Origin of the sequence: Photobacterium sp. Hal280, from assembly GCF_037162255.1 — a bacterium.
GTDB lineage: Bacteria > Pseudomonadota > Gammaproteobacteria > Enterobacterales > Vibrionaceae > Photobacterium.
The window spans coordinates 692074-706545 of record NZ_JARLUO010000001.1; the positions used below are offsets into that span (position 1 = coordinate 692074).

Below are 14472 nucleotides of genomic sequence, written 5' to 3' on the forward strand. Positions count from 1 at the left end.
AAATAAACGGAGAACGCATGATGAAAAAATCACGCTACACAGAAACACAGATCGTTAAGATCCTGAAGGAAGTGGAGGCTGGCCGTAAGGTCAACGAAGCCTGTCGTGAATACGGTATCTCTGACGCTACCTATTACAACTGGAAATCCAAATATGGTGGTATGGAAGCGTCCGATGTGAAGCGGCTGAAAGAGCTTGAAGATGAAAATCGCTGACTCAAGCAGATGTTCGCTGACCTCAGCCTTGAGCATCGTATTGTGAAAGATATTCTGGAAAAAAGCTGTGAAGCCAGCGGTTAAACGCGAACTAGTGGAATATGTTCGTCAGCAATTTCGGGGCAGCCTCAGAATGGCCTGCCGCGCAGTTGACATCACTGATTCTGTCTATCGATATCAACCAGATCCTCACCGAGATGATGAGGTCATCGCCAAGCTGCAAGAAGCCGTAGAGCGATATCCTGCTTATGGTTTTGGCAAGTTATTTAAAGTTCTCAGACGCTGGGGATATCCATGGAACCACAAGCGAGTTTACCGTGTTTACTGCTCACTCAAGCTCAATATGAGGCGCAAAGGAAAAAAGCGATTACCGAAACGGGAGCCTGTCACGCTGGCACGTCCTGACGGGGTAAATGGCTGTTGGTCGATCGATTTTATGAGTGATACTCTGGCTTGCGGCAGACGTTTTCGCACGTTTAATGTTGTCGATGATTTTAACCGCGAAGTGTTAGCCATCGAAGTGGACTTAAATTTGCCAGCCCCAAGAGTCATCCGGGTTTATTAAACCACTACAGACAGCAAAAAAGCACTTTGATGCATTAACTCTCTTAAGGATTATCTGGCGCAAATATCATCGTGGAGCTGGAATGCGAGAGAGCTTCCAAGAGAGACTCCGAATACATTAAGGCAGACCACACATTTTTGCCCCAAAAGAGTACCTGGCGCGCATCAGAAAATGCTGAGTAAAACGCAGAACCCAAGCGCGACAGACTCACCCAGCCTTAAGAATCGCACTCGCTGTATGGATTCCCGCTTGTCGCGGGAATGACGGGTCGAAAAGGTATATTGGTGGTACAACCCAGGGAAAAATTCATGGACGAATTTTTAGGTTGTCGGCGCCGGGAGCGCCTACAACCGCCCCGAACCACACCAGAGAACAATCAGGCATTTCTGGGTACTCTTTTTGCCCCAAAAGAGTACCTGGCGCGCATCAAAAAATGCTGAGTGAAACACAGAACCCAAGCGCGACATTCCCTCGAAACTAATGACTCACCTCACCCAATCTCAAACGAGGTCACACCAAACAGCCGCTCCAGATGCAAAACAGGCTGCTCCCCGGTATACATGCGCGCGGTGCCAAACGTCACCGTCATCCCGTATTTTTCCGCCAGCGCGACCGCGGCCTGATTCACTTCCGGGACATCCAGAAAAATCGGCTGTGAGGGTGCCACCGCTGATTTCAGGGCGACGAATAAACGCTCGGCCAGATCGGCATTCTCGGCGTACAGCGGGCCGATTTTATAGCCGTTGCGGCACTGGCGGATCACGCCGATACCTGACAGCATGCCATTTTCCAGAATGCCGAATGCATGGCTGTCCGGCTGGGTGATCCAGTGTTTAAAAATACCGGCCTGTGGGCGGGGAAGAAAAGCTGATCGTAGGCGGCGACGGTTTCAAACGGCAGGGCTTTGAGTGACACGATGGCATGATCATCGGGTAATTCACCGCCGCTGACACCTTCATAACGCAGGTTGCTGTAGGCCAGTTGGAAGCCGGATTTTTGATAGTTGTCCTGCTGCTCCACCACCCCGTCCAGGCCGATATTGCAGCCTTCCAGGTGCGCCAGTGCCGCATGCCATAGCTGAATGCCATAGCCCTGGCCGCGGTATTCGGGTTTGACGATATAAAAGCCAATAAAGCCAAACGACGCGTCGTAGCGAATGGCTGAGATGGTCGCGATCGGTTCATCATCCAGTACACCCACCAGAAAACCGGCTTTATCGGCGTAGTGGTAAGTGTCGGCATCGTGCAGGCCGGGATTCCAGCCTTCCTGTGCGGCCCATTCAACAGCAATGCTGACTTCGTCCGGTTTCATGGTTCTGATTTTGTAGTGCTTGCTGTCCATGCACATCCCTCTGACAGATAGCTGATGTGATTAAAATATAGTTTGAAATCAGCACGAACGCTGTCGCATCACCGGCTTGTTTCAGCCAGTCTGCGATCTGGTTTTTAGAGCGCCATGCTCATAATGTGCTGCGGGCCAGCCGCTCCACCTAAGTAGAGCGCATGGGTATCGGCAAACCCACCCTGTTCATAACAGTGTCTGGCAGCGGGGTTTTGACAATTCACGGTCAGAACAATCTGATCAAAATCGGGATAGGCAGAGACCAGAAACGCTTTCAGGGCCAGCACCGCACGCTTGGCGTAACCTTGGCCCTGGTGACGTTGATCGATAAAAAAAGCACGTAAACCGAGCGCCTCTGAATCGGCGAAGTCATATTTGTGCCCGTACTGTGTATCGATCAGAAAAAAGCCGACCACAGTGCCACCATCCAGAATCACGTGCGGGTGCACGGTATTGTCGATATTGACAAGAATCTCTGCCATGGTGCCGACGAATTTCACCTGCTCTGTTGCGACCGACAACTCAGCCACCTGCGGTAAATGCGCCGGGGTCATTGCTTGAATGTCAATTTCTTTCATGGCGCACGACTCAATCAAAAACAATCCGTTATACCCGTGATACTAAGGTGTACAGCTCGCATTTTCCGAACATCAAATCCCGAGAGGTTGAGCCAGATCCCTTTTTTCAGTCTGTGAGAGGGTATAGTGGAATCAGATCGCATGCATCGCAGTGATTTTCCGCGCCCAATTGCGTGACAGTGTCACCCAGGGCGACAGTCAGGTCACACAAGCAAATGAATAAAGCATCGATCGTTTTTCAGTATGAGTCGTCTTTTTACAAGGAGTGATTTATGGCTAAACGAGTCTCGAACAAGCGCATCAAAGAAATCCTGAAAGCAACCACTGAGAAGAAAAAATAAGCGACTAATCCGTTAGTGCGCATAAGAAACCACAACCCCGCCAGATGCGGGGTTGTGTCGTTAGAGCAGAAGAGAAACGGGTTACGGCACACCGTGGCCTTTTGAGGCGACCCAGACGCGGAACCATTGTTCGCGGCTCAGTTCAAATGCCAGTGCCGCGATGGCATCTTCGACCCGCTCAATTTTACCGGAACCGATAATCGGCAACGGCTTAGACGGCAGACGGCGTACCCAGGCATAAATCACCTGATCAATGGAACTGGCACCGATTTCCTGCCGGATCGCCTCCAGTTCGCTGCGAACACGGATCACCTGCTCTGACTGCCCCTGAAAGATCTCACCGCCGGCCATGCAGGACCAAGCCATCGGCCGGGTGCGTTTCATCTGCAATTGATCCAGCGTACCGTCATGGCACACCTCAAAGTTAAGCGGATTGATTTCCACCTGATTGGTCACCAGCGGCGCATCCAGACGTGATTGCAGCAGATCAAACTGTGCCGGGGAGAAATTCGACACCCCAAAGTGGGCCACTTTGCCCTGCTGTTTCAGCGCCGCAAACGCTTCTGCCACCTCATCGGCATCCATCAGCACATCCGGACGGTGGATCAGCAGCACATCCAGTTGCTCAACGCCCAGGCGTTGCAGTGAGTTATTCACCGACTCCGTAATATGCGCTTTCCCTGTGTTGTAATGGTTGATTCTCTGTTCCGGATACTGGCTGCCGCACAGCTTGATATCGCATTTAGAGACAATCTGAATCTGATCGCGCACAGTAGGATCCAGCGCCAGCGCTTCACCAAACAATTGCTCGCAGCTGTAGCCACCATAAATGTCGGCATGATCAACGGTCGTAATGCCCAGTTCAATGTGCTGTTTCAGGAAGGTCAGACGTTCCTGCGGGGTCATGCCCCAATCCGCCAGACGCCAGTAGCCCTGAACCAATTCAGAAAACTGCGGCCCGTTCGGCGTCAGTTCGACGTTTGCCACCATGGTCAATACTCCTTTATTCATTGCCCGAAATAATTCGCTGAACGTATCCTAGGCTGGATCGGCCCCACGGGCAATGATATAACCCACAAGTTTCGAACCAGAGTACGAGTCTATGTCATTTGCTCAGCGCTTGCGCAGCCTGATTGGCGAAGAAAGTATCAGCGGCTTCGCCCGCCGGGTGGATCTCAGTGAAGCCCTGATCCGCAAATACCTCAACGGCAGCGAACCCAGCCTGCAAAAAGCCAATCAAATTGCAGTGAAAGCCAATTGTTCACTGGAGTGGTTAGCCACCGGCTGTGGTTATCTGTACCGACAGGCTGAAGTGGTCGACAAAGAAGCGTTGGCGGCAGCCTGGGAACATGTCGCCGGGCTGCCATTTGAGGGTGTCCGCGCAGAAGAGTTAATCAAAGTGCTGGCGGGTTATCAGTTTCTGCGCAGCCATAAGAAGACAGACGGTTTTCTCGATATTCAGGCGATGGCGACTTTTCTGTCCGTCGCCCGGCAGCGCGAACCGGTTTAGCCGGCCACTGAAAAAAATGCCATCCGGCGGGATGGCATTCTCTTTTCTTGTTAAACAAATACAGATTACTTGCACATCTTACTTGCGCATTGCGTTGAGCTTGTTTTGCGCAATCCCCAGAACCGACTCCGGCGGGTAATTGCCGTCCAGCCATTCCCCTGCATCTTTACCAGTGAGCAGGCTGATCGCCTCACTGACATGGGAAATCGCCCAGATGTGGAAATCACCTTTTTCGACCGCCGTCAGAATATCTTTGCGGAGCATCAGGTTATGGGCATTCGACTGCGGGATAATCACTCCCTGGTTGTTATGCCGTCCCTTGATGGTACAGACATCAAAGTAGCCTTCGATTTTCTCGTTCACGCCGCCAATCGGCTGCGCCTGACCAAACTGATTCATCGAGCCAGTAATGGCAATCGACTGATTGATCGGGCAGCCGGAAAAGGCAGAGATAATGGCGCACAGCTCAGCCATCGACGCACTGTCGCCATCCACGCCACCGTAAGATTGCTCAAAGGTGAGGTGTGTGGTCAGCGGAATGCGTGCACTCTTGCCGAACAGTGACGACAGGTAAGCGGTCAGTATCATCACCCCTTTCGAATGAATCCGCCCGCCCAGCTTCACGCTGCGCTCAATGTCCATCACCTCGCCTTCCCCCCACGAGGTGGTCGCGGTGATCCGGTTCGGTAAACCAAAACGGTGATCCGAGGTCGAGACCACAGACAAGCCATTGATCTGACCAATCACGTCCCCCTGGGTATCGATCAGCGTGGTGCCGTTCCTGAAGGTATGCAGCATCTGATCCTGCAGGCGGCTGACCCGTTTTTCCTGTCGCAGCAATGCCTGTTCAACATGCGCCACACGGATCATATTGGCATTGGCGGCTCTGGCGGTGTAATTGGTTTCGCGCAGCAGATTGGCGATATCCGCGGAATGCAGCGACAGCTTGTTCTGGTCCTCAGCCTGGCGGGAGCTGTACTCAATGATGCGGGCAATGGCTTTGCGGTCGCAATGCAGCATGCCGTTATCGTGCACGATGCTGGAGATAAAACGTGCATACTGCAGCTCAGACTCATCCGTGCGTTCCATTTCATCTTCAAAATCCGCGGTCACCCGGAACAACTCACTGAAGTCGGGATCATAATGGACCAGCAACTGATAAGTCTGGTAATCACCAAACAGGATGATTTTCACATCCAGCGGAATGGGTTCAGGCTCCAGCGAGATCGTTCCCGACAGGGTGACTTCCCGCTCCAGCGAACTGAGGTTCAGCTTGCGTGAACGCAATGCCCGCTTCAGGCCGTCCCACACATAAGGGCGTTCCAGTACCTTCACCGCATCCATCAGCAACACGCCGCCATTGGCACGGTGCAGACTGCCGGATCGGATCAGCGAGAAATCGGTAAACACAGTGCCTTTGTAGGTGGCGTTCTCGATATAACCGAAGATAGCGTGATAATTCGGGCTCTCTTCCACCACAATCGGAAAGTGCTCATTCTCCTGGCTGACCAGCACATTGACCTGATAGCGACGCGGCATTTTCTTATCCAGCGCAGCATAAGACAGCGCGACCTGATCTTCACTTTCTTCTAAAAAGATATCGAGGTTTTCCAGAATGTCTTTCTGCATCGCTGTGAGATAGTCTTTGATTTCAGTATGCCCGCGGTACTGCTTTTTGAGCGGTTTGATGAAATGCGAGACCACTTCCTGCGCCACTTCCTCATTGAGCTTCTGGATTTTATCGGAAAACTCTTCTTCCCAGTCGGTGAGCTGGCGTGCAATACCGCGCAGTTTCACTTCCAGCGCCGTGATAATCGTTTCGAATTTTTCCTGCTCTTCTTCCGGCAGCGCGACAAAACTTTCTTCGGTGTGCGGCTCTTCGCCATTCATCGCCACCAACTGATAATCGCCCTGAGTCGTCAGGGTCAGGCTCACCTTTTGCTCTTTCGCTTGTTCGGTAAGATTGCCCAAAGCTGTTTGCTGTTTCTCCGCCAGCTGATTTTTCAGCTGTTCCGAGCGCGAATAATACATTTCATTGTCGAACGCCAGCGGCAAAGCTTTCACCAGGCGAAGCATCAGCTTTTCAATGTCTTTTTTGAACGGCATCCCGGTGCCAGGCTTTAGTTTCAGCAGCTTAGGGGTACGAGTTTCTTCAAAATTGGCGACATAACACCAGTCATACAACGGCGATGCATCCCCGTTCGGATCATGACGGTTCAGATAGCGCAGGACCATGGTCCGTTTCCCCAGCCCGTTCCGACCGATGGCAAATATGTTGTAGCCCTTCTCTTTAATCGACATCGCGAACTCAACCGCCTGCTGAGCGCGTTCCTGCCCCACAATTTCGTTCAGGGGTTCCAAATGTTTGGTTGATGAAAACTCGGCATCCAGCCCGTTTAAGGTGCTGGTGCGGTACAGGGTATCTGCTTGTAATGATTTCATTGTCATACCCTTCCCCTTATCTCTCCACTGATAGTCATTTCAGTGTAGCCAGCAATTAGTTACTTTTTAGTGACTTAGCTTGGTTTTAAGGAGTTATTTGTCTGAGTGGTGTTTTTTTGTGCGATGGGAGGGGTTGGGATGTCTAAAATGTCCAGCCTACCTTTAGGTGAATTTGTATGTCGCGCTTTCACTTTTGTGCCTGCCTCAGCATTTTCTGATGCGCGCCAGGTACTCTTTTGTGGCAAAAGAGTACCCAGAAATGCCTTTGGGTTCTTTGTCGCTGTCCGGGCCGGTTGTAGGCGCTCCCAGCGCCGACAACCTAAAAATTCGTCCTGAATTTTTCCCTAGAGCAGGAACATAGTTTGGCTCGAAACTCGTTGTTGCCCCTTTTCGAGTTTCAATCCTTTGGATACCTTTTACAAAATCTAACAGACAGAAGCCCCACACTAGGAGAGGCTTCAGGATTCATTGAATAGCCACCGACTCCCTACTCAAGAGTACTGTATGTATGCGCCGTATTGTTTGATATTCCAAGATATCAAGGGAAATAGTGAAAATTTTTGCGCATTTATACATGAACGAGTTAAGATTATTCATTTTTATCAGCAAGTTATGTTTTTTTGATTTGAGATATAGGTTTGGAAAACGCGCATGTGCACTAATAAAATATTAGGCTAGGTAGTCACTTTAATTCAACAGGAATAAAGAAAGGTATTATGAAAAGAAAAAATGAGCTAATAGAAAGTGACAACACTGGTATTTATCTGTTAACCGGTGATAATGGAACTGGAAAAACTAGGTATCTTAGTGAGCTATCTGAAAATGAAGCCCCCAAAATTATAAGTGGTGAATCTAAGTTCAAAAAAATGATATGCCTTTCTGGAACAGTATATGAGAAATTCCCTAAACCAAACAAGAACAATAAGATTAATATTGACAATAGATATTATTACTTTGGTTACAAGTCTAACAACAATATGTTTTCTGAAATAACACCGTTCAGAATGGTAGTTAGTGTAATGTTAAATGGCGAGCTTGTTCCAGAACGCGCGTCGTACGCTGCCAGCCTGTTAGGAGAGATAGGTTTTTCGGAAAAAATAAAGTTCGATTTCAGATGGGCAAGAGGTAATAAAGGGAATGAGTCAGACAAGTTGCAAGCGATTGAACTTGATTTATTAGATGAAAGAACATGGGGTAATGGGTTTTATTCATTCAAACAATTGCTTGATGAGGAAAGAGCGCACTTAAATAAAATTTATTTTTGCAAGGGTTCTAAAGAATTTCCTGTGACAGCGTTGAGTTCCGGTGAGAGACTGTTTTTACTTATTATATTAGCACTTTGCTTTTCTACCGATGAGAATTCATTGATTTTATTTGATGAGCCAGAAAATTCAATGCACCCTAAATGGCAGGAAAAAGTTACACAAGTGATTTGCAATATATTTAGTAAGTTTGCAATGGAGTCCAAGTTAATAATTGCTACGCATTCGCCACTTGTTGTTTCCAGTGTTCCTAATACCTCGAGTAAAATTTCAGACCTAAACGTTAATGGAGTACAGTGGTCCGAATCGCGATTTAATGGAAATAATGCAGACTCAATTTTGAAAGAGCACTTTGGGCTGATTTCAGCGCGCTCAACGGAATTTGTTCTAGCTTTTCAGGCCTGTCTATCTTCTATGGCAAATAAGCAAGACAATTTCATTGAGTGTTTTCAGACGCTTAAAAGCTTGAATGTTAGTCTAAGTAGAGAAGACCCATTGTATGATGCGTATTGCACATTGGTAGAATTTGCAGGGGAACAAGAATGAATCTTGGCCCGTCATTATTAAATCTAACGCACCGCCGTGTTATCAAAGGCAAAAAGAATAAAGTGCTCATACAAAAGTATTTGTCGGGAAAAATAGATTGGAACCATAAGCATCTAAAAGAAATCAAAGATAGAATTAGAGTTGTTTTGAGGCATGAGCAAGATAACAGATGTATATATTGTCGCAGGCTCATTAAAGTGGATAGAAGAAACGTAAGTGAAGATATTGAACACTACTTAGATAAATCTAAACCATATTATAAAAAGTGGGCGTTTACCGCTGTTAACCTGACTCTTTCATGCCGACCATGTAATTTTGTTAAAAGTACTAAAGACCTAGGTTATCTAGCACTGAGAAATGACGTCAATATAAAGAACGGCATTGGGAGATTCAGATGGTTACATCCTTATTTCGATGATTACCATGCTAATATAGAAATAAGGAAAGGTTGGGTGTATTTGGTCAAAGATAACGCGCCCAATAAAGATGCAGCAATAAAAATGATTCAGGAATGCGAACTCGATAAAGTGGAGCAAGTAGAAAAAGTTAGTGAGCGAATAAAATTGCGAGAACAAAGGCTCGTAGAACTCTCATTGTTGGCTTTGCGTAGAAAGAGATATGATAGATCTAAAAAATTATTAGAGTTGATCTGTGCAGAAAAAAATAAAAACTGGTATGACTACTGAGATATAATATTTCGTATGTTAATGCCTAACAAAACCATCCACCAGATGCCGTCCTGACGCGAATTTTGTGCTTGGCACAAGCGCCAAGCACAAAATACACTCTGGTCATTTACTGGTGATGGCAGCGTTACCCCATAGAAATATTTATCCGAAATTCTACTGATAGTGCCGACGCCCTAACTCGGATATATCCAAAAACGAGTTTACAGCCCAAGAAACCCACTCCCACAGGGAAAAATTCAGGACGAATTTTTAGGTTGTCGGCGCCGGGAGCGCCTATAACCGGCCCGGACCACACCAAAGAACAACAAGGGGCTTTCTGGGTACTCTTTGCCCCAACAAAGAGTACCTGGCGCGCGAACTCAGATGCCCAAGTGAACCACCAGACTCAAGCGCGACATACCATCACGCCCATTTACCCAGCAACAACCCAAAAACCCAACAAACCCACACTCCCAGGAAAAAATTCAGGACGAATTTTTAGGTTGTCGGCGCCGGGAGCGCCTACAACCGACCCGGACAACACCCAAGAACAAAAAGGGGCTTTCTGGGTACTCTTTGCACCAACAAAGAGTACCTGGCGCGCGAACTCAGATGCCAAATGAACCACCAAACTCAAGCGCGACATACCCTCAGATTCAGACAGAACAACGAACAACCACACTCGCTGAATAGATTACCGCCTGCGCGGTAATGACAGGCCGGGTGTATTTTCTGAGCTCAAGTGATCGATAAACACAGGGAAAATTCAGGACGAATTTTTAGGTTGTCGGCGCCGGGAGCGCCTACAACCGGCCCGGACCACACCAAAGAACAAAAAGGGGCTTTCTGGGTACTCTTTGCACCAACAAAGAGTACCTGGCGCGCGAACTCAGATGCCAAATGAACCACCAAACTCAAGCGCGACATACCCTCAGATTCAGACAGAACAACGAACTACCGCACTCGCTAAATAGATTACCGCCTGCGCGGTAATGACAGGCTGGGTGTATTTTCTTAGCTAAAGAGATCGACAAACCCAGGGAAAAATTCAGGACGAATTTTTAGGTTGTCGGCGCCGGGAGCGCCTACAACCGACCCGGACCGCACCAAAGAACAAAAAGGGGCTTTCTGGGTACTCTTTGCCCCAACAAAGAGTACCTGGCGCGCGTACTCAGATGCCAAATAAACCACCAGACTCAAGCGCGACATACCCTCAGAATCAAACCCTGTCGCACCTTGCCCCACAATAAAAACACTACTGCCCCACCGAAAACTTCTTCAAAAAATGATTCGCCTCATCTACCCAACACCGCCCTGCCTGCACCGTGCGTTTCGCCTGTGTATCTGTACTGCCGGCTTTCCTGATGATCTGATACGCCGCTTCTGTGTAATCGCAGTGCTCTTTTAAACGATCACGCAGGTAACCAATCAAGCGAATTCCCAGTAAAGGTGTGGTGTTGGCCAGCGACAAGACGCACCAGCCGTCTTCAAGGCCGACCGCGTTGCCGTGCTCGACATGGGTGATCAGTGAGTTCATCTCCTGCCCTGTCTCCTCGCCGCTCTCGTCCAGTTCGCGCAAAATCAGCACATCTCCAGCGGTATATTGACGATGATTGAGGCACAGCTGATGGGTTTTACGCCCGGCCAGGATATCGGTGAAATTGGCCGACGGAATCTTCAGCTCATGAAGCGTGACCTTGCTCATGCCAGCACCTCTCTGCTGTTGCGGGCTGAATTGTCAGAGTGTCGCCATTGACCAGCCCCTGAGTTTTCCGGCTCCGGTGAGACCGCGCTGTATTGCCAAAAGCCATTCTGTTGGCTTGCGACAAAAGCAGAGTACGGAAATGAAGGTCGGTCAGACGCCGAATCTCCACTTTTGCGATACAGGGTCCATCAATTGCTATTTGATTCCTTGCCATGAGTGGTATCCTTACGCGTTGGTTTTGCGCACTTTTCGCCAATTTTGCGCTGATTTGTTGAATACGCACAGTGTTGATCCTCAATTGAATGCAGTCAATAACTTTCGCCATTGAAAGTTAACTTTTGACGATCATTTTCGAGTTCGATCACACTGACTGGACAGTCCATGAGTAAAAAAATCCTTATTTTTGACTATCTGAAAGGTCATGACTTTACTTCGAATTTGAGAGACTTAACCCATTGTGCTTCCTTTGGTGAGATGGCGACGCTGTTTGACGTGCCGAAAACCACCTTCAGCACCTGGAATACGCACAGCCGCACCTCTCACGAGCTGGTCGTCCGTACGCATTTACGAACCGGCATCCCTGTTCACCAGCTCATTCTGCCGTCTGATTACCCATTGGAAGAACTGCATCATTCGTTTACGGGCAGTAAAAACACGGGCCGTGATGCGATTGCTGAAACGTCAAATGAGTACAAAACAGGACGACAAACGACGACGAACGCCGCGACATCAGACGCAGTCGTCACGCTGGACAGCTACAGCCTGAGCAATGGCAAATTAATCAGTATGGGGACAATCCCGTTCGCTCAGCGCATTTTTGACGCTTGGCACCTCAATGCCGCGTCCACCATTGAAGTGGAAACCCATGAAGGGCGGTTCCTGATTGATCAAAGCCAGAACGATGCTGTGAGTGGTGATTACCTGATTGATATGGACGGACGTTTGTCGATCAATCCTATCCAGCGGTTGCCGAACAAGCTGGCGGTGACACTGGGCCACACCTGTGTTGAAGTGAATGACAACGAGATCAAAGTGATCGGCCGCGTGGCGGTCAGTCTGAAAAAGCAGTGAACTGTCACTATCCCGGGCCGGTATGATCGACCCGGGATGGCTGTTGCTTAAGGGGCAAATTGAGCGAAGACTTCTTCTTCCGTCAGATTTTTGGTGTCGTTGCTGAATGCATAATAGGCTGGTTTTTTATCAATAAAGATCTGCTGCGCCATTTCCAGCTGATTTTCCTGATCCAACAGCCCCGCCGGAACAATGTACTGGCCGGTTGGTTTAAGAAAATAAAACAGGTGAGTGCCACAATTTTTACAGAAACCGCGCTCGCCCCAGTCTGATGACGAGAAACGGGAAACATATTCTTCACCACTGAATGTCACGTCCGTGCCTGCCGAAACAGCCAGATACGGACCACCGCTCCATTTACGGCACATGCCGCAATGACAGACTTCCGCATGCAAGGTACCGCTGTTTGATGTCATGCCGACCTTACCGCACAGGCAATGGCCTGTGAGACGATCCGCCGACGATGTTGATGCCTGTGACATAATGCCCTCCTTATCCATAAGCTCCAGATAGCATAGTCGATTTATCTGAAAAGATCCCAGCGCTGATTCACACAACACGCCTCAACAAAATCCTGATCATGGCTGACCAGAATGAAACTGCCCTGATGTTCACTCAAGGCCTGCGACATCATAGATTTGCTATCTAAATCAAGGTGATTGTCCGGCTCATCCAGCAGCAGAAGCCCTTCCTGTTGCTGATGACTCACCACCAGCATCGCCAGCCGCATCCGTTCACCGCCGCTCAGGGTCGACACCTGTTGCGCGACTCTGTCACGGCGAAAGCCAATGCAAGCCGCCAGGGTGCGTAACTCAGCGGCGGTATAAGCCGGACAGTGGCGCGTCAGGTTCTCGATCAGACTGGCCTGCAAATCAAATAAGGAGAAATGCTGGTCAAGATAACAAAGCGGCCCGTGCTTGTGAATCTCACCCGATTTGACTGGCATACCGCCCAGCAGGGTTTTCAGCAAGGTCGATTTGCCTGTGCCGTTACTGCCGCGCAGGTGAATTTTATCGCCATACCAGATGGTTCGGCTGATTGCAGGCAATTGCCCCCGCTGTAAGCCCAATTCAGTGATTGTCAGTAAACGCGCACTTCGCTTGTTTGCACTGTCGGTGCTGAAGCTCAGCGGCTTGGTACTGTCCGCTTTATCCTGCAGGGATTGAAGCTGTTGCCGCGCATCATCCAGTTGCTGATGGTGCTGATGCGTTCTCGAGGATGCCGCACTTTCTGCCGCATTTTTCTGAAAATCGAGCAGTAAGGTCGACTGGCTGCCATCGCGTCTGTCCCGTTTACCGGCCGCGGCCCGGCGCTGCGCTTTTTCTTCATTGCGCTGATGCTGGCGTTGAATGGCGTTGATTTGCTGTTTCGCTTTGGACAGCCGTGTTGCCAGTAACCGGGTTTCATGATGTTTCTGCTGCCGGTATTGCACAAAATCGGTGCCATAACAGGCTAAACCCGTGTGGCTGAGTTCAATAATACGATCTGCGTTGTTCAGTAAGGATTGATCATGACTGATCAGCAGTATACCGCCCTGAAAATGAGCGATTTGCTGTGACAGCCATTCCCTGCCCTGCCGATCCAGATGGTTTGACGGCTCATCGAGAATCAGCAATTCAGCGTCGCTGCGCAAGCAGAGCCACAATCGTAGTCTCGTCAGCTCACCGCCGCTCAGGCTGGCACAAGATTGTTCAGGATCGGGCGGTAATCCCAGCGCTGACAACTGGCGAGACAGGGATGCGGGTAAATCCCATTGGTCGCCGACCGCCTCGAAATCGGCCGGATCACAACTGCCAGCGGCGATGCGCTGTAACGCTTGCAGACAACCCTCGACACCCAGTGCTTGTGCGACCGTACCCAGAGCCGACAAATCGCTTTGCACGGTCAGCTGAGGTAAGTAGGCGATGCGCGCGTGCCTGATCACCCGGCCTTCATCCGGCTGGCGGGCTCCGCTTAACAGTGCGGCCAGCACAGATTTGCCGCAGCCGTTACGGCCAACCAGAGCGGTGGTTTCACGGTCTAAAGTCAGGGATAGATCAGAAAACAGTGGTTCCCCGTGGGGAAGAAAAACAGTCAGAGACTGGGCTTGCAATAATGTCATAAGACCTCCGGCGCAAGCGCAGGGAGAGACATTACCGTCGGAAGACATTGCTATCTAGCAGATAGATATTTGGCAGACAAATCTGAGTCGCACAACCGATCACAATACGGCGACTGCTCAGACAAGA

At 49.5% G+C, this 14472-nt stretch carries 12 protein-coding genes and 1 pseudogene; 5 read left to right on the top strand and 8 right to left on the bottom strand.

The genetic code is table 11. The features are described 5' to 3' along the window. Window positions 1-20: 20 nt before the first annotated feature. A pseudogene (locus tag P4S53_RS03435) lies at window positions 21-774 on the top strand (IS3 family transposase); the annotation flags it as partial. 496 nt (window positions 775-1270) lie between these two features. Here the strand turns inward: P4S53_RS03435 and P4S53_RS03440 are convergent. The 4 genes from P4S53_RS03440 to P4S53_RS03455 form a co-directional block, all read right to left on the bottom strand. Beyond that, complete coding sequence (locus P4S53_RS03440; RefSeq protein WP_337112053.1) at window positions 1271-1621, bottom strand: hypothetical protein; 351 nt, start codon at window positions 1619-1621, stop codon at window positions 1271-1273. Then, window positions 1540-2121, bottom strand: coding sequence for a GNAT family N-acetyltransferase (locus P4S53_RS03445; protein WP_337111391.1), 582 nt, complete (start codon window positions 2119-2121; stop codon window positions 1540-1542). Before P4S53_RS03445 ends, P4S53_RS03440 begins: the two co-directional genes overlap by 82 nt. 104 nt (window positions 2122-2225) lie before the next feature. Then, window positions 2226-2699, bottom strand: a complete 474-nt coding sequence (locus tag P4S53_RS03450; RefSeq protein ID WP_337111392.1) for a GNAT family N-acetyltransferase — start codon at window positions 2697-2699, stop codon at window positions 2226-2228. A 422-nt stretch (window positions 2700-3121) separates the two neighbouring features. Next, the gene (locus P4S53_RS03455; RefSeq protein ID WP_337111393.1) at window positions 3122-4030 is read right to left on the bottom strand and encodes an aldo/keto reductase; all 909 of its coding nucleotides are present in this window, start codon (window positions 4028-4030) and stop codon (window positions 3122-3124) included. A gap of 112 nt (window positions 4031-4142) precedes the next feature. On the opposite strand from P4S53_RS03455, the gene P4S53_RS03460 reads away from it, so the two are divergent. Next, on the top strand, window positions 4143-4550 hold the full coding sequence (locus P4S53_RS03460) for a helix-turn-helix transcriptional regulator (RefSeq protein ID WP_337111394.1): 408 nt from the start codon (window positions 4143-4145) through the stop codon (window positions 4548-4550). A gap of 78 nt (window positions 4551-4628) precedes the next feature. Here P4S53_RS03460 and P4S53_RS03465 read toward each other — a convergent pair whose 3' ends face one another. Beyond that, window positions 4629-6998 carry a Lon protease family protein gene (locus P4S53_RS03465; RefSeq protein ID WP_337111395.1) on the bottom strand — a complete coding sequence of 790 codons (2370 nt, stop codon included), beginning with the start codon at window positions 6996-6998 and terminating at the stop codon, window positions 4629-4631. Between the two features lie 710 nt (window positions 6999-7708). On the opposite strand from P4S53_RS03465, the gene P4S53_RS03470 reads away from it, so the two are divergent. Together P4S53_RS03470 and P4S53_RS03475 are read left to right on the top strand one after the other, a co-directional pair. After that, window positions 7709-8800, top strand: coding sequence for an AAA family ATPase (locus P4S53_RS03470; protein ID WP_337111396.1), 1092 nt, complete (start codon window positions 7709-7711; stop codon window positions 8798-8800). After that, window positions 8797-9486, top strand: coding sequence for a hypothetical protein (locus P4S53_RS03475; RefSeq protein WP_337111397.1), 690 nt, complete (start codon window positions 8797-8799; stop codon window positions 9484-9486). The genes P4S53_RS03470 and P4S53_RS03475 overlap by 4 nt, the downstream gene beginning before the upstream one ends. A gap of 1237 nt (window positions 9487-10723) precedes the next feature. Here the strand turns inward: P4S53_RS03475 and P4S53_RS03480 are convergent. Beyond that, a complete protein-coding gene (locus tag P4S53_RS03480) occupies window positions 10724-11173 on the bottom strand; it encodes a DUF3850 domain-containing protein (RefSeq protein ID WP_337111398.1) in 450 nt (149 codons plus the stop codon). Window positions 11174-11554: 381 nt separating this feature from the next. Here P4S53_RS03480 and P4S53_RS03485 point away from each other — a divergent pair, with 381 nt between their 5' ends. After that, the gene (locus tag P4S53_RS03485; RefSeq protein ID WP_337111400.1) at window positions 11555-12244 is read left to right on the top strand and encodes a helix-turn-helix domain-containing protein; all 690 of its coding nucleotides are present in this window, start codon (window positions 11555-11557) and stop codon (window positions 12242-12244) included. Window positions 12245-12291: 47 nt separating this feature from the next. On the opposite strand, the gene P4S53_RS03490 is transcribed toward P4S53_RS03485, so the two are convergent. Both P4S53_RS03490 and P4S53_RS03495 read right to left on the bottom strand, forming a co-directional pair. Then, window positions 12292-12726 carry a GFA family protein gene (locus tag P4S53_RS03490; protein ID WP_337111401.1) on the bottom strand — a complete coding sequence of 145 codons (435 nt, stop codon included), beginning with the start codon at window positions 12724-12726 and terminating at the stop codon, window positions 12292-12294. A 41-nt stretch (window positions 12727-12767) separates the two neighbouring features. Beyond that, entirely contained in the window at window positions 12768-14345 is a 1578-nt protein-coding gene (locus P4S53_RS03495) for an ABC-F family ATP-binding cassette domain-containing protein (RefSeq protein ID WP_337111402.1), read from the bottom strand. Between the last annotated feature and the right edge of the window lie 127 nt (window positions 14346-14472).

What these genes read in the sequence shown, in the direction of transcription:
- P4S53_RS03480 (WP_337111398.1), bottom strand. Translation starts at nt 11,173, where the DNA reads ATGAGCAAGGTCACGCTTCATGAGCTGAAGATTCCGTCGGCCAATTTC.
- P4S53_RS03460 (WP_337111394.1), top strand. Translation starts at nt 4,143, where the DNA reads ATGTCATTTGCTCAGCGCTTGCGCAGCCTGATTGGCGAAGAAAGTATC.
- P4S53_RS03485 (WP_337111400.1), top strand. Translation starts at nt 11,555, where the DNA reads ATGAGTAAAAAAATCCTTATTTTTGACTATCTGAAAGGTCATGACTTT.
- P4S53_RS03495 (WP_337111402.1), bottom strand. Translation starts at nt 14,345, where the DNA reads ATGACATTATTGCAAGCCCAGTCTCTGACTGTTTTTCTTCCCCACGGG.
- P4S53_RS03445 (WP_337111391.1), bottom strand. Translation starts at nt 2,121, where the DNA reads ATGGACAGCAAGCACTACAAAATCAGAACCATGAAACCGGACGAAGTC.
- P4S53_RS03455 (WP_337111393.1), bottom strand. Translation starts at nt 4,030, where the DNA reads ATGGTGGCAAACGTCGAACTGACGCCGAACGGGCCGCAGTTTTCTGAA.
- P4S53_RS03465 (WP_337111395.1), bottom strand. Translation starts at nt 6,998, where the DNA reads ATGACAATGAAATCATTACAAGCAGATACCCTGTACCGCACCAGCACC.
- P4S53_RS03475 (WP_337111397.1), top strand. Translation starts at nt 8,797, where the DNA reads ATGAATCTTGGCCCGTCATTATTAAATCTAACGCACCGCCGTGTTATC.
- P4S53_RS03490 (WP_337111401.1), bottom strand. Translation starts at nt 12,726, where the DNA reads ATGTCACAGGCATCAACATCGTCGGCGGATCGTCTCACAGGCCATTGC.
- P4S53_RS03450 (WP_337111392.1), bottom strand. Translation starts at nt 2,699, where the DNA reads ATGAAAGAAATTGACATTCAAGCAATGACCCCGGCGCATTTACCGCAG.
- P4S53_RS03470 (WP_337111396.1), top strand. Translation starts at nt 7,709, where the DNA reads ATGAAAAGAAAAAATGAGCTAATAGAAAGTGACAACACTGGTATTTAT.